This window comes from Streptomyces sp. 8L (assembly GCF_020176795.1).
In the GTDB taxonomy this organism is placed as follows: domain Bacteria; phylum Actinomycetota; class Actinomycetes; order Streptomycetales; family Streptomycetaceae; genus Streptomyces.
In genome coordinates, this window is sequence record NZ_JAIUKE010000261.1 from 1 (window position 1) to 17,576 (window position 17,576).

Annotated in this window: 13 protein-coding genes and 3 pseudogenes; 5 read left to right on the forward strand and 11 right to left on the reverse strand. The window is 71.5% G+C overall.

The window, feature by feature from the left end:
• Window positions 1-1,203: FAD-dependent monooxygenase (locus LCE31_RS21615; RefSeq protein ID WP_225016628.1), on the reverse strand; the 1,203-nt coding region annotated here is incomplete at its 3' end.
• Window positions 1,200-1,610 (reverse strand): hypothetical protein, encoded by a 411-nt coding sequence (locus LCE31_RS21620; protein ID WP_225016630.1) that lies wholly within the window; start codon window positions 1,608-1,610, stop codon window positions 1,200-1,202. The genes LCE31_RS21620 and LCE31_RS21615, both read right to left, overlap by 4 nt.
• A gap of 77 nt (window positions 1,611-1,687) precedes the next feature.
• Between LCE31_RS21620 and LCE31_RS21625 the strand changes: the two genes are divergently transcribed.
• Window positions 1,688-2,197 (forward strand): MarR family winged helix-turn-helix transcriptional regulator, encoded by a 510-nt coding sequence (locus LCE31_RS21625; RefSeq protein ID WP_225016633.1) that lies wholly within the window; start codon window positions 1,688-1,690, stop codon window positions 2,195-2,197.
• 148 nt (window positions 2,198-2,345) lie between these two features.
• Here LCE31_RS21625 and LCE31_RS21630 read toward each other — a convergent pair whose 3' ends face one another.
• Both LCE31_RS21630 and LCE31_RS21635 read right to left on the reverse strand, forming a co-directional pair.
• The gene (locus LCE31_RS21630; protein WP_374118518.1) at window positions 2,346-3,725 is read right to left on the reverse strand and encodes a PP2C family protein-serine/threonine phosphatase; all 1,380 of its coding nucleotides are present in this window, start codon (window positions 3,723-3,725) and stop codon (window positions 2,346-2,348) included.
• Between the two features lie 462 nt (window positions 3,726-4,187).
• Window positions 4,188-6,998: a penicillin acylase family protein gene (locus tag LCE31_RS21635; protein ID WP_225016635.1), complete on the reverse strand. Its 2,811-nt coding sequence runs from the start codon at window positions 6,996-6,998 to the stop codon at window positions 4,188-4,190.
• A gap of 418 nt (window positions 6,999-7,416) precedes the next feature.
• Here LCE31_RS21635 and LCE31_RS21640 point away from each other — a divergent pair, with 418 nt between their 5' ends.
• Complete coding sequence (locus LCE31_RS21640; protein ID WP_225016637.1) at window positions 7,417-8,505, forward strand: hypothetical protein; 1,089 nt, start codon at window positions 7,417-7,419, stop codon at window positions 8,503-8,505.
• A gap of 95 nt (window positions 8,506-8,600) precedes the next feature.
• Here the strand turns inward: LCE31_RS21640 and LCE31_RS21645 are convergent, their stop codons facing one another.
• Both LCE31_RS21645 and pyrE read right to left on the reverse strand, forming a co-directional pair.
• Complete coding sequence (locus tag LCE31_RS21645) at window positions 8,601-9,458, reverse strand: DUF3626 domain-containing protein (RefSeq protein WP_225016639.1); 858 nt, start codon at window positions 9,456-9,458, stop codon at window positions 8,601-8,603.
• An 87-nt stretch (window positions 9,459-9,545) separates the two neighbouring features.
• Window positions 9,546-10,073: an orotate phosphoribosyltransferase gene (gene pyrE, locus LCE31_RS21650; RefSeq protein WP_225016641.1), complete on the reverse strand. Its 528-nt coding sequence runs from the start codon at window positions 10,071-10,073 to the stop codon at window positions 9,546-9,548.
• A gap of 125 nt (window positions 10,074-10,198) precedes the next feature.
• Here pyrE and LCE31_RS21655 point away from each other — a divergent pair, with 125 nt between their 5' ends.
• The gene (locus LCE31_RS21655) at window positions 10,199-10,876 is read left to right on the forward strand and encodes a cysteine hydrolase family protein (RefSeq protein WP_225016643.1); all 678 of its coding nucleotides are present in this window, start codon (window positions 10,199-10,201) and stop codon (window positions 10,874-10,876) included.
• Between the two features lie 92 nt (window positions 10,877-10,968).
• On the opposite strand, the pseudogene LCE31_RS21660 reads toward LCE31_RS21655, so the two are convergent.
• Window positions 10,969-11,264: pseudogene (locus LCE31_RS21660) on the reverse strand (transposase); the annotation flags it as partial.
• A gap of 235 nt (window positions 11,265-11,499) precedes the next feature.
• Here LCE31_RS21660 and LCE31_RS21665 point away from each other — a divergent pair.
• On the forward strand, window positions 11,500-12,315 hold the full coding sequence (locus tag LCE31_RS21665; protein WP_225016645.1) for a phosphotransferase: 816 nt from the start codon (window positions 11,500-11,502) through the stop codon (window positions 12,313-12,315).
• A gap of 110 nt (window positions 12,316-12,425) precedes the next feature.
• Here LCE31_RS21665 and LCE31_RS21670 read toward each other — a convergent pair.
• Together LCE31_RS21670 and LCE31_RS21675 are read right to left on the reverse strand one after the other, a co-directional pair.
• Window positions 12,426-12,713 (reverse strand): annotated as a pseudogene (locus LCE31_RS21670) (GNAT family N-acetyltransferase); the annotation flags it as partial.
• 258 nt (window positions 12,714-12,971) lie between these two features.
• A pseudogene (locus LCE31_RS21675) lies at window positions 12,972-13,157 on the reverse strand (GNAT family N-acetyltransferase); the annotation flags it as partial.
• Between the two features lie 112 nt (window positions 13,158-13,269).
• Between LCE31_RS21675 and LCE31_RS21680 the strand changes: the two are divergent.
• Window positions 13,270-15,267, forward strand: coding sequence for an SMI1/KNR4 family protein (locus LCE31_RS21680; RefSeq protein WP_225016647.1), 1,998 nt, complete (start codon window positions 13,270-13,272; stop codon window positions 15,265-15,267).
• Between the two features lie 458 nt (window positions 15,268-15,725).
• On the opposite strand, the gene LCE31_RS21685 is transcribed toward LCE31_RS21680, so the two are convergent.
• Entirely contained in the window at window positions 15,726-15,953 is a 228-nt protein-coding gene (locus LCE31_RS21685; RefSeq protein WP_225016652.1) for a hypothetical protein, read from the reverse strand.
• Between the two features lie 479 nt (window positions 15,954-16,432).
• Window positions 16,433-17,338, reverse strand: coding sequence for an alpha/beta fold hydrolase (locus tag LCE31_RS21690; protein WP_225016648.1), 906 nt, complete (start codon window positions 17,336-17,338; stop codon window positions 16,433-16,435).
• Between the last annotated feature and the right edge of the window lie 238 nt (window positions 17,339-17,576).

Sequence of the window (17,576 nt, forward strand, 5' to 3'; positions counted from 1 at the left end):
GTGGGAGCCCTTCGGGGCGGGGTAGGCCAGGTCGAGGCCGGAGAGCCAGCCCGACAACTCCCTGGCCGTGTCGCCGCCTTGGGCTATCAGATCGCTGAAGAGGGCTCTCAGGGCTTCGCCCGCGGGCGTGAAGTTGTTCATCAGAGCGCCCTGGGCAAGGGTGTTGGCGGTCAGCCGGGCCGAGATCGGCCGGCGCTCGCGGTCGTAGTCGAATGGTCCGTCGATCAGTGCGGCCGGGGCCCATCCGTGGTACTCGGCGGCCAGTTTCCAAGCCAGGTTGGCGGCGTCCTGGAGGCCCACGTTGAGGCCCTGGCCGCCGGCGGGCAGGTGGACGTGGGCCGCGTCGCCGGCGATCAGCACCCGTCCGGCCCGGTACCGGTCGGCCTGCCGGGTGCCGTCGGTCGCCTTCGAGATCCAGGAGGCGGCACGCACCCCGCAATCGGTGCCGGTGATCCGCCGCAGCTTCGCGCGCAGTTCCTCCACCGGCAGGGCCCGCTCGCGCCGGGCGCGTACGTCGTCGCCGGACAGGCCGGTGTCGGCCGCCTCCGTGCCGAAGATCCGGTACTGACCGTCGGGCAGCGGCACGATGCTCACACTGCCGGTGTCCCGGTACCAGCGGTGCACCGGCGCGCTGGGCGGATCGGCCAGTTCGACGTCGGCGGTGAAGCCGACCACCGTGGGAGCGAAGCCGGGGAAGCCTATCCCCGCGAGGTGGCGGACCGTGCTGCGCGCGCCGTCCGCGCCCACCAGGTAGCGGGCCTCGTAGACCGCGTCGGCGGCACGCACCCGTACGGACTCGGCGTCCTGTTCGACGCCGGTGACGGGCCGACCGTAGTGCACGGGGACGCCGCGTGCGCGCAGGTGGTCGGCGAGTGCCCGTTCGGTGCGCGCCTGCGGGACCATGAGCACGAACGGGAAGGGCGTATCCAGCGCGGTGTAGTCCAGCATCGCGGGCAGGGTGGCGAAATGAGCGTGCGTCGTCGGCCGGCCCTGGTCGACCAGCGCGTCGGACAGACGCCGCCCACCGGTCTCCAGCGTGGTGAGCGCCTCCAGTGTGCGCGGGTGCACGGTGATGGCCTTCGAATGCACACTGGGTCCGGCCTCGCGTTCGAAGACCCGTACCGGCACCCCGGCTGCGTCCAGCAGCGCCGCGGTCAGCAGACCGACTGGGCCGGCCCCGGCCACGGCGACCTCGGCGTTCACCGGTCGTTCCGCTTCGGGCGCAGCAGCAGGACGCCCGCGGCCAGTCCCGCGGTCGATGCGACATGGGTGGCGAGCGCCCGGCGGTTCGGCGCCCAGACACCGGTGACCGGACCGCCGGACCACATGGCGGCCGTGAACCCGCCCCCCGCGGCGGCCATCCCGCGCCACGTCGCACGCTCGCGTCGCGGCCCGGCGACCGCGCCGGCCACGACGGCGCCCATGGCTCCGGCGGTGATCAGCACTTCCCGTGCCATGTGGTACTGGACGTGCCCCGCACCGTGACGCGCCTCTGGGGCCCGATAGGTGTCGTCCGTGATGTGGGTGACGGTCTGCCAGACCGACGGGGCGGCAGCCACGAGGCCCGCTGCCGTCAGCGCGGTGCCGACGTTCTCCCGAACAGTTCCCATGAGCCCTCTCAATACGAGAACATTAAGATAATTACCCTTACGCTAACTCGCTGGACCGGACCACGAAAGGGCGTCAGGTGCCCAAGGAACCCGCCGCGGACTACGTCGACGGCCTGGTCGGCGTCCTCGCGCAGACACACACCCCCGCACAACTTGAGGCCAAGGCGCTCGCGTACCGGCTGCGCCGTATCACGCACCGCCTGGAGACCGAGCTCAAACGCGAACTGGTACCGCACGGAATCGAGTTGTGGGCGCTGGAGCTACTGGCCTGTCTGCTCCGGGCGCCCGGACGCCGGCTGACCGCGAGCCGGCTGGCCACCGAGATGCAGCTCACCTCCGGAGCCGTCAGCAACCGAGTGGCGAAGCTGGAGTCCAAGGGCCTGCTCGTCCGTGACTTCGCGCCGCACGACCGGCGTTCTGTCACGGTCACTCTGACCCTCGAAGGAGCCTCGTGCGCCGAGGCCGTCTTCGCGACCAAGACCGAAACCGAACTACGGCTGTTCTCTCCGCTGTCCGCGGAGGACCGGCGCCGCCTCAACAGCAGTCTCCGCAGCGTGCTGCTCTCCCTGGAGGCCGACATTCCCTGAGCCCGGCACAGGAGCCGCAGGGGCCGCAGGAGGCGCGGGCTCCGCCGCGCGGCTCGCGCGGGACCGCTGCGGCGCGGACCGGCGCTGTCCGGCCGGCGCACGGCCGCCGGGCGGCGACCGGACCTGCGTCAGGTGCGGGCATAGCCGGTCAGGAGCACGCGTAGCCGGTCAGGGGCGGAGTGCGCAGGGCGATGACCGCCATGTCGTCGTGGCCGTCACTGGGGTGGTGGTCGGACACGGCCTTGCACAGTTCCTCCAGCGAGCCGTCGGCGTGCCGGGAGGCGACGGCGGCGAGCGCGGCCAGCCCCTGGTCGAGCGACTGGCCGGGGACTTCGACGAGACCGTCCGTGTACAGGAGGACGGTGCTGCCCACCGGTACGGCCTGACGGTGGTCGGGGCGGGGCAGGTCGGTCAGGACGCCCAGGGGCAGCCCCGGTTCCGCGTCCAGGTACCGCGCCCTCCCGTCGGGCAGGACCAGGAGCGGCGGCGGGTGTCCGGCGCTGGACCAGTGCAGTTCCCAGGCGCTGCCGACCGGTTCGAGGCGGGCCAGGAGGGCGGTGGCGACAGGCGCTTCCTCCAGGGCGTGCATGATGCGGTCGAGGCGGGCGAGACGGGAGCTGGGTGTCGCGTTCGCGTCGTAGCTGAGGGCCCGCAGCATGTTGCGGATCTGGGCCATGTCGGCGGCGGCCCGCAGGTCGTGCCCCACGACGTCGCCGATGACGGCCACACACGATCCGTCGGGCAGCAGCATCGCGTCGTACCAGTCCCCGCCCACGGCCGCCGGGGACGTGGCCGGCCGGTAGGCGGCCCCGGCGCTGAAGGGGGTCAGGTCGGGCAACCGCGGCAGCAGGAGGCGCTGGAACTGTTCGGAGTTGTTGCGGACCCGTTCGTAGAGGCGGGCGTTCTCGATCGCCACGCCTGCCGTGCCGGCCAGGGCGCGGACGACCGCCTCGTGCTGCCGGTCGAAGGGCTGCCCGTCCGCACGCTCGGAGAGGTAGAGGTTGCCGTAGATCCGGCCGCGCACGCTGATGGCGACACCGAGCAGCGTCCGCATGGGTGGGTGCCCGGGTGGGAATCCCGCCGATTCCGGGTGCCGCGCGATGTCGTCGACCCGGAGGGGCTCCGGATGGTGGATCAGATGGCCCAGCAGGCCCCTGCCGCGTGGCAGCTCGACCCCGTGCAGGTCCGCCAGCTCCTCGGCGCTGAGCCCGAGCGGGATGAACTCCGCAAGGAACCTGCCCTCCTCGTCGAGTACGCCCATCGCCCCGTAACGGGCGCCGACCAGGTCCATGGCCGTATGGACGATGCGACGCAGCACCATGGGCAGCTCCAGCTCCCCCGTGATGTCCACCACCGCCTGGAGCAGCTCCTGCAACGTGCGCTGGGCCCGTGCCAGCGCGCGCAGATGTTCGCTGATGCGGTCCAGGTCCGAACTGAGCGGCAGGTCGAGCAGGGACATGACCTCCTGCGGCCCGGAGTCCCGCTCCCGGCTCCCGTCGCCCTGCCGGTCCGGCCTGTCTTCCGCCATGCCCCTGCCTCGCTTCCGCCGTACGGTGCCCGCCGGCTCTCCGCGAGGGGGCGGGCGGCAGGCCGACACCGCCATGAGAACCCCGCCCTCCTGCCGTCGCCCGGTGACCGGCCGCACGCGGTCCGCAGGCATCCGATCGGCGTAACGCCACGGTGGGGCGGGGACCCACGGCGGGGCGGCAGGAGACCGTCCCCCGGAGCGCCGGGCAGCCGCGGGAGACCGTCCCCGGGACGCCGGGCAGTGGCGCGGCCGGACGCCCGGGAACGCGGAGGGGCGCCGCAGCGAGGTGCGGGGTGTGCGCGGCGCAGGACTCGTTCCGGTTGGGGCCGGGTCGGGCCCGGCCGCGGGGCGACCGTCGATGTGGGTGGACGCGCGATCGGTCCCCATCCGTGCCGCACCGGAGCCACATCGCTCCGTGCCGCACCGGAGCCTCATCGCTCGCTCCGGTGCGCCGTGCGGGTGTTATCGGTGCGCCGGGAACTCCACGACCTGCTGGTACGTGGGGCGGTTCTGCCAGGAGATCCGGTCGTCGGTGACACCGCCGAGCGGGCGCTGCACGATGCTGTCCGCGCACCACTGGTCCCCGGCCGCGCAGCCGTCGTCGCCCGGGTAGACCTGGCTCGCCGGTTCGGCCGCCGCCTTTCCGAGCGAGTCCAGCAGGACCGTACGGCAGGCCGACAGGTCGCCGCCGCCGCAGTACTTCTCGCCGAGGCCGCCGCTGACGGGCTTGCCGAGTACGGCCCTGAGGTCCTTGTCCACGTAGGACCACCAGCCGTACTGGAAAGAGCTGCCCGCGTGGCTTCCGGTGGGACCGTGGCCGGCCGAGGGCGCCTCGTCGACGGTGAGGGACGCGGTCAGTGCGGAGTACAGCCCATCGCCGAGACCGGGTTGGAACTCGGCCTCGACCAGCGCCGGCCACCATGCGTCCATGATGCGTACCGCGTCGGCGTCGGCGTAGGTGTGCGATCCCGCGGCGGTCTCGCGCCGCTTGCTCCCGTCCGCCTGCCAGTTCTCCAACGTCTCTATCGTGTCGTTCAGTTGGGGATCGGTGACGGGTGCGCTGCGCAGTACGGCGAGGAGGTCGGGCAGGACGTCCTCGCCCCGCAGGTCGGTCACGGCCGCGTCAGCCATCGCACGGGTGAGCGCGGAACGGGTCACACCGCCCTTGGCCACCAGCGCCTTGACCCGGTCGTCGAGCAGGTTGGCGCGGTGCACTGAGCCGTCGCCGAAGGCCGCCGAGTCGTACCCGGTGGCCTGTTTGTTGTTCCAGGAGACGTAGTAGTCCTGGTCCACCGACTGCGGGTGCTGGGCGGGCGGCGTGTAGTCGGCGGTGTTGTCGTCGGGGTTGAACCCCTTCCATTCATAGGCGGGTTGGGCCAGCACGGGCAGGGAGGCGTCGACGCCCGGGGCGCGCACCGGGTTGGTGCCCGAGTTGTAGTACGCGGTGTGCTGGTCGTCGGCGTAGAACCAGTTGAACGTGTAGTTGATGTGCTGCGCGGCGCTCTGGAAGCTGGCCGGATCGTGCACGTATCCGGGGTCGTTGAGCATCTGGAAGCCGATGATGGAGTCGGCCTCGTGCTGATACGAGCTGCGCAGCGCGGTGTAGGCGACCGGCTTGCCGCCGATGGTGGCCCGGTACTGCACGGGGCCGTACTTCGTGCGGTACACCTGCATCCGGTACGAGCCCTTGGCGGTGGAGTCGGCCAGGGTCGGCGACCAGGAGTCCGTGCGCTCCAGCTTCTCCATCGGCACGCAACTGCCGTGCCACAGGTAGGAGGTGGAGTCCTTGGTGGGTGTCCCCCCGTCCGGGTCGCACAGCTGGACGGCATAGGTGTCGGTGACGTCCTGGCTCGCCGAGGTGGCGCTCCAGGCGTAGTCCTGCCCGCGGCCGAGCTCCACGTACAGGCTCAGCCCGGCGAAGGCGGCGCCGCGGGCGCTGATGCCCGGGCCTTGCAGCTCCTCCAGCATCAGCAGCTGCGGGGCGAAGTAGCCGGTCTGCGGCCCGAATACGGCGACGGGGTGGCCGCTCGCGGTGTGCGCGCCGGAGACGAGGAGGGCGTTGGACATGCCCTTGCGCGGTGTGGAGAGGAGGTCGGAGGGCAGGACCCCGTTGTCGTACATGCCCTGGAGCGGCTTCAGGTTCGCGGGTGCCTTCACCGGGGTCTTCTTCGCGCTCGCGCCCGGCGCGGCCGATCCGGTGCGGTCGTAGACCAGGGGTTCCTCGGTCACGGAGCCCGGGTCCGGCATCGCCGTGCCCTGCGGGTCGGCGGGTTTGACGGCGTAGGGGAAAGTCTGCCCGTCGTGCAGGGTGCGTACGGCCTCGGGGTCGTCGCGCTCGCGGAAGGACTCCCAGACCTTGGTGCCCTGGGTGACGCCGTACTTGGCCTGGGCGGCCTGGAGCGAGAGGGCGTTCTGCACCTCTCCCCCACCGCCGGAGCCGAACAGCGCGCCCACGACGGAGGCGAGGGCGATCAGGTCGGTCAGTTTGAACCGGTCGATCGAGCCCGCGTTGGTGATCGGGTCGATGTGGCCCGTCAGGTCGTACTCGCCGGGGAAGTACCGGCCCGGCTTGGCCTTGGCTATGTACGCGTTGATGCCGTCGACGTAGTTCTGCGCGTCGGAGAGCGCCTGCGCCCCGCGCGTCCCCTGGGCGGCCAGGCGGTCGACCTGCGCCTGGAGGTCGGCCTCGGTGTAGGGCGCCGCGCGCCAGAACTGCTGCTCCAGGCCCTGGTTGGCCGCGGCGCCGCCGGCGAAGGAGGTCAGTTCGCCGCGGCCCACATGGCGGAAGAGGTCCATCAGCCACAGCCGGTCCTGGGCCGCCGCGTAACCGGCGCCGAACTCGGTGCCGGCCCGGGTGGTGCCCTTGATGTGGGGCACTCCCGTGGCCTTGTCCCGGGTGATGGTGACGTCGTCGCGTGGGCTGTCGGTGGAGGCGACCTGGTCCTTGGGCACTCCGAAGGAGGCGTCGTTGTAGAAGGAGCTCAGTGTGGCGTCCGTGAGCTGCGGATAGCCGTTCGCCAGGTCGGAGTAGGGGCCCAGCTGGTCGCTGGTGTGCGCGGGGCGGGTGCCCAGGGTGCGGTTGGCGAGGATGTCGGCCAGCGTCGCGTTGCCGTTCTCGCCGGGCGGCAGGATGTCGCGGCACTGGCTGTTGCAGTAGTCGTCGCTGGTGCCGGCCGCCGTGGCGACCCCTTGCAGCGGGGCCGTGAGCCCTACGGCGAGGGCAAGTACGGCGCCTGCCGCGGCTGTTCTGAGACTGAGGGTGCGTCGTCGCATTCCCGTTCCTCCCGGAAGACAGTGCGAGAGAGGTTACCGGCGGTAGGGGGCGGCGGTGCAGGGGTGCGTCCGCCATTTTTCCCGCCCCGGGGGCGGATGCGAGCGGATCGCGGGTACCGGACCCTCGGCTGTCGGGCTGTCGGACTGTCCGGCTGTCCGGCTGACCGGTTGACCGGCTGTCCCGCTGTCCGGTCCTCGGGCTGGCCGGCTGTCGGGCCCTCGGGCCCTCGGGCTGTCGCGCTGTCGAGCTGTCGAGCTGTCGAGCTGTTGGACTCTCGGGCTGTCGGGCTGTCGGGCTGTCGGGCTGTCGGGCTGTCGGGCTGTCGGGCTGTCGGGCGAACGCGTATGTGCGGCACGGGGCCGGGTAGCCGACCCCCGTCAGGGCAGGCAGGCAGGCGAGCGCACAACGGGAGATGGCATGGACCGGAAGAGCACGGGCCGCCGGACGGCGGTCTTCGCGATCAGTGGCGTCGCGGCCGTCGGCGTACTGGTGGGCTGCGGCCCTCAAGGTGGAGGCAACTCCTCCTCCGCCGCTCCCTCGGGCTCCACGTCCGCGTCCGCGTCGGCATCCGACGGCGGAGGGAGCGGTTCCGGCAGCAGGCAGGACATCGCCGCCGCACAGTCCGCGTACCGGAAGACCGCGGACGCCGGGAGCGCGAAACTGACCATGAGCACAACGGTCGGCGGGGTCGGCGGCAACGCCGCGATGACCTTGCGCGGCTCCGGCGTCATCGACCTCGCGAACGGCGGGAGCGACGTGACGATGCGTGTCGGCGGCCAGCGGGTCCAGGAGCGGACGCTGGACGGCATGCTCTACGAGAAGCTGCCGTCCACCTCGAAGCAGCTGCTGCCCGCGGGCAAGACCTGGTTGAAGCTCGACCTGAAGAAGGTCGCGGGCGCCCTCGGCGGAGGCTCGGGCGCCACGGCCGGCATCACGGACGACCCGGCGGCGCCGTTCTCCTACGTCAAGGGCGTGAGCGGCAAGGACGTCACCAAGGTCGGCACGGAGACGGTGAACGGCACACCGACCACGCACTACCGCCTCTCGGTCGACGCGGGGAAGCTGGCACAGGGCAACGCCGCGGAGTCCAAGCAGCTGCGGCAGCAGCTCGGCGACCGGCTGCCCGTCGACCTCTGGCTGGACGGCCAGGGCCGGGTACGCCAGGAGGAGGTCAAGGCGACCGTGAAGACCGGCGCCGGCGACAGCGCCGGCAAGACCGCGCCTCAGTCGCCGCCCGCGCAGTCGCCCTCCTCGTCACAGTCGCCTTCCGGTGCCGGACAGTCGTCGTCCGATGCCGGCCGGCGGGTCGCGCTCGATACGAAGCTCCAGTTCAGCGACTTCGGTACGAAGGTGAAGGTGACGGCCCCGCCCGCGAGTCAGACGGCGGACATGACGTCGAAGATCACGCAGGGCGCGACGGCCAGCACCTCCTCCGGCACGGCGTCGGGGACCACCTCCGGCACGGCGTCCGGCACCGCGACGGGCACAACAGGCCCGGCGACCTAGACGCGGGACCCGCCGGTGGGGGCGTCGGCCGTCCTACGGAGCGCCGACCGGAGCGCTGGCTGTCCTACGGGGCGCCGACCGGGGCGTCGGCCGTCCTACGGAGCGCCGAAGCGCGCCAGGTAGTGCCAGACCTTCTTGACCGCCTGCGGGTCGTACCGCCCCGACCGTGCCGCCTCCCCTATCAGGCCCGCATCGAGTACGCCGTCCCGCGCGATCCTGGCGCCCAGGTCCACGTACTCCTGGCCCCGGAAATCCGGATGCTCGCGCAGTACGCGCACCGGCAGCCGGTAACCGGGATGCCATTCGAGCGGGCAGGGCAGACGGCACGCCTCGGCCTCGACGGAAGTGCCGCGATAGCACGCGTCGAGGACCAGCGCCTCGATGTCGTCCGCGATCCGCACCGGGCCGTGGACCTGTGCCTCCACGTAGTCGTCGAGCGCGTCGCGGTGGTCCGCCTCGGCTGCCGCCACCAGGGCGTCAGCGCGGTCCACGACGCCGAAGCGCGCGGGGCCGGCCGAACTGTCCGGGTAGCAGAACGTGGTGCGGCCGAGGGTCGCGGACGCGAGCCTGAAGTACGAGGAGCCGAAGCGCGGCGCGCCGCCGACACCCGACCGCCGGAAGTCCAACGCACCGTACACGGGCCGCTCGTGGGGCAGGGCGGTGTCGTATGCGCCCCCGAAGATGCGGCTCTCCCACCGCCATCGGTCGCCGCCAGGCCTGGCGGTGAGGCCGCCGTTGCTCGTACCGGTGACGAACTGCGAGAAGTAGACGCCGTCCCGGCCGAGCGACGAGAGTACGGACAAGCCCTCACGCGTGAGCCGGTCGGGGTGGAAGTTGAGCGTGACCCGCCACGCGGGGTCGAGGGGCCCGCCGGACGCGAAGAGCCCGATGTGGGAGACCGCGCGTGCTTCCGGCTTCTCCCCGGGTGGCGCGATCGGTGCGTGCTCGTCCATGGGGTTCAGTGTGAACGCGGCTGGGACAGCCGCGCACCTCTGATTCGCACTCGGATGTTTCGCACTCGGAACATGCACGTCCGCTGGTCAGACAGCAGCGGCTCGCAGATCCGCGGCCGTCAGCAGAGACAACAGCCCGATGCCCTCAGCGGCGAGGGCACCAGCACCGCCCTGCTCACGGTCGATCACACACAGGGCCTCAGCCACCTGAGCTCCCAGACCGCGCAGGTCCGCGGTCGACAGCACGATCTGTCCTCCGCTGGTGACCACATCCTCAACGACGAGCACACGGCGGCCCTCTACATCGGCGCCCTCGGCCAGCCGGCAGGTGCCGTACGGCTTGGCCTGCTTGCGCACGAACGCGCAGGGCAGACCCGTGTGTCGGCCGAGTGCGGTCACAACCGGGATGCCGCCCATCTCCAAGCCGGCCAGTACCTCCGTCCCGGCCGGCACCAAGGGCGCCATCCGCTGGGCGATCTCGTCCAGCAGGACGGGATCGCCTTCGAACCGGTACTTGTCGAAGTACTCGGTGGCAGTCCGTCCGGACCGGAGCACGAACTGCCCGGTCAGATAAGAAGCAGTATGGATACGGCGGGCAAGATCGGAACGCGTCACAGACATTCAGTCTTGCACGCGCGGGGGCAGCCAGGACAGCGGTTCCCCGCACAGAGTGTGCCCGGCGCCGGGTAGTCACCGATACAGGCGGCATGCAGCGAAACTCCGAGGCTAAGGTCAGGCGCATGACGACGACAGCACCGCATCAAAGTGCCTACACAGATCCGCACTTCGCGAGTTCCGCGCTCCTCGTCATCGACACACAACACGACTTTCTCTCCGAGGCGCCCTACGGCGTCCCGGGCACGACCGAGATCCTTCCCGCGCTACGGCGGACCGTTGCGGCCTTCCGCGCCGCGAAGCAACCAGTGGTGCACATCGTGCGCTTGTACGAGGAGGGCGGAGCCAATGCCGACCTCGTACGGCGGCAACTGCTGGAGTCGGGAGTATGGATCGCCGCGCCGGGCACCCCGGGCAGCGAACCAGCCGAGGGACTGCTTCCTGAAGGCGCACCCGTCCTGGACCCCGCCTTGCTCCTGTCGGGACGATTCCAGCAGATGGGCCCCTATGACTATGCGATCTTCAAGCCGCGCTGGGGCGCCTTCTACCGAACCTGCCTGGAGATCCTGCTGCGTGACCTCGGCGTGGACACCGCGGTCTTCGCGGGATGCAACCTGCCCAACTGCCCACGAGCCAGCATCATTGAGGCCTCCGAGCGGGACTTTCGGGTAGCTCTGGTCCGGGACGCCGTCTCGCGGGTCACCGACGCGGCGCTGAGTGAACTCGCAGGCATCGGCGTCGAGATCATGGAGACGGACAGCCTCCGCAGGGCACTGAACGAACCACCGACACAGGCAGGCTGACGGGCGGCGTCACCACGAGACCGGCGTCGCCGTTCAGCATCCCAGAATGATCACTCGGGGCTTCGCATGGCGTCTTGCAGCAGGACACCAGGACCGTAGACGTGGCAGAAGAGGCGGTCCGGGCTGGTCGGCGCGTCCGGGCGGAGCCAGTTGCTGATCTCGATCGCCAGGACGAGGCGTCCATAAGCGGCCCGTGGCATCGGCAGACCGGCCAGCACCTGCCGCAGCCGGGCAAGTCCACACTCCCGCAGTTCAACGCGACGTGCATCGCGCCGTGCCCACGCCGGTGCTCGGCCACCAGAGTCAGGTCCACCGATGAGGTCACTGGCCCGACCGCGCACGGCAACGCGTCGACCAGCTCGAACGGTTCGTCCCCGCGCGCGGTCAGGCAGTCAAATCAGTCCTCACGGAAGCAGGACGCTTGCGCGAACACTTCCCTGGGACCGGCGTCAGGCAGCAGACCCACCCTCACGCCCTTCGTCCCGGTCACGTGCACCTGGGTCGGAACAAAGGATCAGACGGAGGCCGCCCCAGCGTCCGGTGAACATCCAGGTGAACGTCCAGGATCGAAGCACATTTCGGAACACCCCTCACGCGGCCGACCTGGCGATAACGTGATCGGCATGGCAGCTGAGGGTGAAGCCACAGATGACGAAGCACTGGTCGGCGGCATGGTGAACGCGGGCGCGGTCGTCCGGCGTGGCACCCTGGTGGAACGCCCGGCCCCGCGCACCGCGCGCGCCCTCCACCCCTACCTTCTCGCGCTCAAGGAGCGCGGCTTCGACGCGGCTCCCACCCCGGTCGCTCTCACAGCGGACGGCCGCGAACGGCTGACCTTCATCCCCGGCGACGTCGCCCTGCCGCCGTTTCCACGCTGGGCGATGACGCAGACCGCGCTGAGATCGGTGGGAAGCCTGCTGCGGCGCCTGCACGAGGCCGGCGCGACCATCCCGACGGATACCGATGTCGAGTGGCCCCGGGACCTGGCCGACCCCGAGGGCGGGAGGATGCTGTGCCACAACGACGTGTGCCTGGAGAACGTCGTGTTCTGCGACGGTCGTGCGGCCGGCTTGATCGATTTCGATCTGGCGGCCCCCGGCCGACCGCTGTGGGATGTCGCCATGGCCGCCCGGTACTGGGTTCCCATGCTCGATCCCGAGTCCGCGTCGGCTCTGTATCCCGCAGGGCTGGACGTCCCGACGCGTTTGCGGATTCTCGCCGACGGTTACGGACTCTCCCGGCAGGACCGCGCTGAACTCCCCGACGTCATCGAACAGGCCACCGCCTCCTGTCGGGCCTACGTAGCCGACCGCGTGGCCGACGGGGACCCCGCCTACACCCGGGCTCTGACCGGGCGCGGTGGCTGGCAGCGCTGGGACCGCATGCAGGAATGGCTGGTGACGCACCACACGAGGTTCACGACCGTGCTGCTGGAGTGACGGACAGAAGTTAAGTCAACGGACAGAGGTCGAAAGAACGGACACAGGTTGAAAGACAAGCCGTGGCATGGGGCATGTCGCGCCCGTGCCTCAGCGCCCCTCCCCCGAGGTCAGGGCGTCGTCGGAATGCTCAGCTCCGGGCGATCCCAGGGCACGGCGGGCGGATAGGCCCTGATCACTCCCGTGCGCAGGGCGCCGACACTGGTGTAGAAGCCCTCTGCGGGAGGGTGCGAGACGACGCGCACGTGGTCTTCTCCCGCGGCGCGCGCTGTGGCCTTCATATGGTCCATGAGCAGGCGGCCGATGCCGCGCCCCTGGGCAGCGTCGGCGACGAAGAGTAGGTCGAGTTCAGGCTCCGGCGGCGTGAGCAGCAGTGCGTAGAACCCCAGGATCGTCCCCCGTCCGGGCCCCGGTCGACCGGCACGTGCCGGTCCGCCGCGGGACGCGTCACCGCGAGCGGCCGCCGCCTCGGCGCCCGCCCCCTCTGTGGTCCCCGCGCCCTCGTGGGCATCGGACACCTCTCCCGCTCCTTCCGCCTCAACCGTCTCAGCCGCCGCGCCTACCACCCCAGCCGTCGTCTCAGCCGTCCCAACCGCCCCAGCCGTCGTCCCAGCCGACCCAACCGACCCTGTCGCCTCAACCAACCCCTCAACCGCCTCCACCGCAGCGAAGACCTGGTGGGCGTCGATGTAGTCCGGGCCGACGCGGTACCCGGCGACCATCGACGCGTACGGGCCCTCGTACGCGCGGGAGGACCTGACCAGGGCGGTGAGCTTCTTGGCGTCCCGTGCGGTCGCCCGCCGGATCACCACTTCCGCCCCATGGGTAGCGCGGTATGCCATAGGGCAAGTATCGCCCGGCGATACGGCGCGGGCCCGCGTACCCGAGCGGGTTGTCCACAGGTGGTTATCCACAGGCCGGGCGGTTGTCGATGGCTGCTGGCACGATGACGTCATGAAGATCTACAACTGGCGCCCCTTCCTTGATCGGTGGCGCGCGGACGAGTCCGCCGCGCGGGGCGCTGCGGGGGAAGGACCGGGTGCGGAAGCAGCCGGCGCGGCCGCGTGGGAGCTCGGGTTCCCGCCGGCCGACGAGGCACGCGTCGCCGCGCTGGAGGAGCGGTTGGAGGCGGCGCTGCCACCGAGTTTCCGCTCGTTCCTCGCCGCGAGCGACGGCTGGCGCCCGCTCGGGACAGGGATCGAGTTGCTGGGTACGTCGGATGGCGTCGAATGGCGCGCGGGCGCGGTCCCTGCGGCGCTCCGTGAAGCGGCGGCACAGGACCATGCGCCCGAGGAGCAGAGCCCGCCGACGGGGGCACGGGACAGGGTTCTCCGGCTGACGGCGGAGTCGGATCTGAGCGAGGTGCTGCTCGATCCGGGGGATGTGGACGGGAGCGGCGAGTGGGCGGCCCATCTCTACCGGGGCGGGTCCGGCGAGACGCCGGAGCGGTACGACTCGTTCCTCGATCTGATGCAGGAGCTGTTCCGGACAGCGCAGCGGCGCTGGAGCGACCGGTTCGGCGCCGCGTATGTCTCGGAGACGACACGCGAGCTCGACGCGGAGACCGAGGAAGCCCGGCTGGCACTGCTGGCCGGGGAGGACATCGACACGTGGCTGCCCGCGCTGAGTGATGCGGCCGAGCACGGAAGGCCACGGGCGCGGGTGCTGTACGCGCAGGTGGAGGCCCTGCTCGATCCGGATTCAACCTCCTCCTACGCGGCTGTCGAGTGGGTGGGGGCGGCGGCTCCGGTGCCGGACGGCCCGCTCCTGGTACGGGAGTTCCTGCCGCTGGCGGCCTGGGCAGCGGCGAGAGACACGGAGGACGCGCACGACGACGTCTCGTCCTGCCGCCCGACCGCCGCCGAGACAGCGGCAGACGAGGACGGGAGCCCCATCCGGGAGCAGGCACGGGCTGCGGCGGTACTACGGGCCGTGCGGGAGCGTACGTACCGGTACGAGGCAGGGGGCGGCCGGTTCGGAAAAGCGGTCGAAACGGCCCGAGAGCAGGCTCGATGGGGCGACGCGGAAGGCGCCTGGGACACACTGATCGCCGCCCTGCCTTCGTGGCAGGCGTACGGGACGGAGCAGGTGGCACCGGTCGGCCTGCTCGCGGACCCGGTGCTCGGACCGCTGATCACGGCCGAGCGGGGCCGCCAGATGCTGGAGACACCGAGGCCGGGGCACGGGGGCGATGCGCGCGGTGACGCGGTCGCGGACGTGGACACGGACGCGCGCCTGGAGACGGGCGGCGGCTCGCCGGACGGCCTCGACTGGCTCGCCGACGAGGACCCGCATCACCGCTTCGGCTACCGCTTCCTGTGCGTCGAGGGGGTGGAGCCCGCAGAGCTGGCCGAGCGGTGGGGCGGGGGCCCGCTGCCCGTGCCGTACGGCGCTTCCGATCTGTCCCAAAGCCGGTCCACCGGGGGCCCCAGACCGGTCAGACTGGGCCGTGCGGGCCGGGGTTGGAGCTTCGCCTTCGACGGCGCGCCACACGGGGACTTCGCGTCCGGGCTGCCCGGCGCGGCCTCTGGGGCGGCGGTCGCCTCCGGGTCGGTGGCCTCGATGGCGGGCGAGATCGGCCGGGTGGTCTCCGTATGGGTGGAGCGGAGCCGTGGCACCGCTGAGGCGGGAGATGTCTTCCACTTCTCCTGTTCGCAGGGCGGGGAGGAGCTTTACGGCGGGCAGGAGCCTCACGGCTTCACTTGGCGCGCCGGCGGGATCAGCCAGTGGGGAGAGACGCCGGAGGCACTCGATCCCGGGGTCCTGTTCCAGGGACGGGACCGGACGCTGGAGCCCGACGACGAGTGCGAGGCGCTCCTCGCGATAGGCAGTGCGTTCGGGATATCGCTGCCACGCTTCGCGCTCACGCGCGGACGGCTGGCCGCGACCGTTCCGGCAGCCTGGCCGCTGTCACCCGCGCAGGGCGGGTCACACCTTGAGGCGGTGCGGTGATGCAGGCCTGTGCCAGGGGATGAGTCCGCGTCGCCGCTCGTCGTGGGGGCGTAGCCGCACGGAACGGCTGGCGCCGCTGCCACTGCGGGTCGCCCACGCGGAGGAGATGCCTCAGATGCTGGGAGATCCCGCCCTCCACACGTTCATCGGCGGCGCGCCCGCGTCGGCGGCGGAGCCGCGGGCCCGGTACGGCCGGATGCCGGCAGGGCCGAGTGATCCGTCGGTGTCCCGGTGGGACTGGGGCATCGAGCTCCGGGAGCCATTGACCGGCGGAAGGCCGGGCCGCTCGGCGGGGTGTGAGCGCGCGGTACACCGTCCCGGTCGAGGCGACGTACCGCGGGCTCGTGGGCCCCGCCCGCGGGGGGGGGGGGGGCGCAGCGAAAGGCCGCTGTCGCGGGGAGGGGCCCGCTCCCCCACGGAGCCGGACCACCAGGTCAGAGGCTCACCGGATCACCAGGTCACCGGATCAGTGCGCGGACCATCCCGCAGGTCGTGTCGGACGGCCGGTGCACACCGATGCGGGCCGCCATGGCCCTGATCCGGCGGTTGTCGGCGTTGGCCGGGTGGTAGACACCGGTGTCGAGCAGGGCTATGGCCAGACGCATCGCCTTCAGCCTTCGGTTGTGCGTCTCGTACCACTCGCGGGGCTGGTTCGCGGGCAACGGCAGTCGCTGGAGCGGCAGCAGGGTCTGCTGGGACTGATGGGCCTGATGGGTCGTAGGACGTGTGGCGGCCCTGTTGCGGCGCGGCTTCGCCGGCCCGTCGACGGCCCGGCTCTGGTTGGGGTGGATGGCGTCGGTGGTGTCGTTCGTCGTCTGCGTCATCGCGGCAACGGCCATCGGTGACCTCCTGGCGCTGGCTGGCTTGCAGTGGCTGGCGCATGGTCGTTCAGCTCTTCCGAACTCCCTCCATTTTACTGCCGCCCACTGACAATCCACCCTGGCCAGAGGGGCTTTGCGACCCAACTGGCGGGTGCGCCTGGCGGTCCGCGAAAGGGCGTCCGCGTCCTGCCGGTCCCTGCCCGTCGGGCACGTCGGGCGAGTGCGTCAGGCACCCTCGCGTCAGTCGCTCGGCGCCCGTCGGGTCCGCGTAAGTCGACTCGCGTCAGTCGCTACGTGTCACAGGGTCGGCCCGGTTCGCAACATCACCACACGCATCATCGCCATCAGGTGGTGAGGAACGCGGTCACCAACGTGTCGGTGCCGGGCGGGCGGACAGCCGGAAGGGCGTGGTGGCCGACCCCGGGAAGCGTCTCGACCCGGGCGCCGGGCAGCGTCCGGCGCGCGGCGTCGGCGGCGCGGAGGACGGAGTGTGCCCGGCTGCGTTCCGCGAACAGGACCAGGGAGGGCACCCCGCCGAGCCCGCGCAGCTCCGTGGCGGCGAACCGCCGGGTCGTCACCGGCCGGGAGGAAGGGAAGTCCGCCATGGCCTCAAGAAGCCCGCGCACCTCGGCGTCGGGACGGGGGCCGCCGCCGGCCTCCCAGGCCAGGAACGCCCGGCGCGAACGAGGCGTGGGGTGCACCAGCATGGGAAGGGCACGCAGGAGATAGCTCTTGGCGAAACCGGTGAAACAGCACGTCGGGTCCAGGAGGACCAGGTGACGTACGCGGTCCGGCGCGGCGAGCGCGTACGCGAGGGCGATCCACGCGCCGTACGAGTGGCCGTACAGGGCGGTCGATTGGAGGCCGAGTCCGTCCAGCAGGGCGCTCAGCCAGGTGACGAGGTCGTCGCGGGTTCGGATCGGGCGGCCCTGCGGGTCGGCCGTACTGCGGCCGGGCTCGCCGATGAGGTCGGGGGCGTGGACCCGGAACCCCGCGTCCGCGAGAGCCCCGGCGGACTCGCCCCACGGGGCGGACGAGGCCCCGCCGCCCGGCAGCAGGACCACGGGGTCGCCGTCGTCCGGCCCGCAGACGTGGACGTGTGTGGTGCCGAAGGGCGCCGTCGGGACGGCTCGCGTTCCGGTATCGCGTGGCCAGCGCCTCAGAACGGCGTCGTACGCCGCGAGGAAGGCGGACGCTCCGCGTCGCTTGGTGCGCGTCCCGGGAGCGGCGGGCACGGCGTCGGCGGGCATGGCGGCACCTCCTGCTTCCTCTCGATCATCTTTGCCCAGATCCCCTTACCTCGCTCAACGATATACTCGCCGAGCGAGGTAAATGAAGTGAGCGAGCGGAACAAAGGCAAGCCGAGGTGAGGACGCGGATGACACCGGAATCAGAGAAGCGGGAGAAAGCCCCGGTGGGAGATGGCCCGGTGGCAAAGGGCGGGACGGGAGACGACCTGGTGGGAAACGGCCCGGTGGGGGGCGGGTC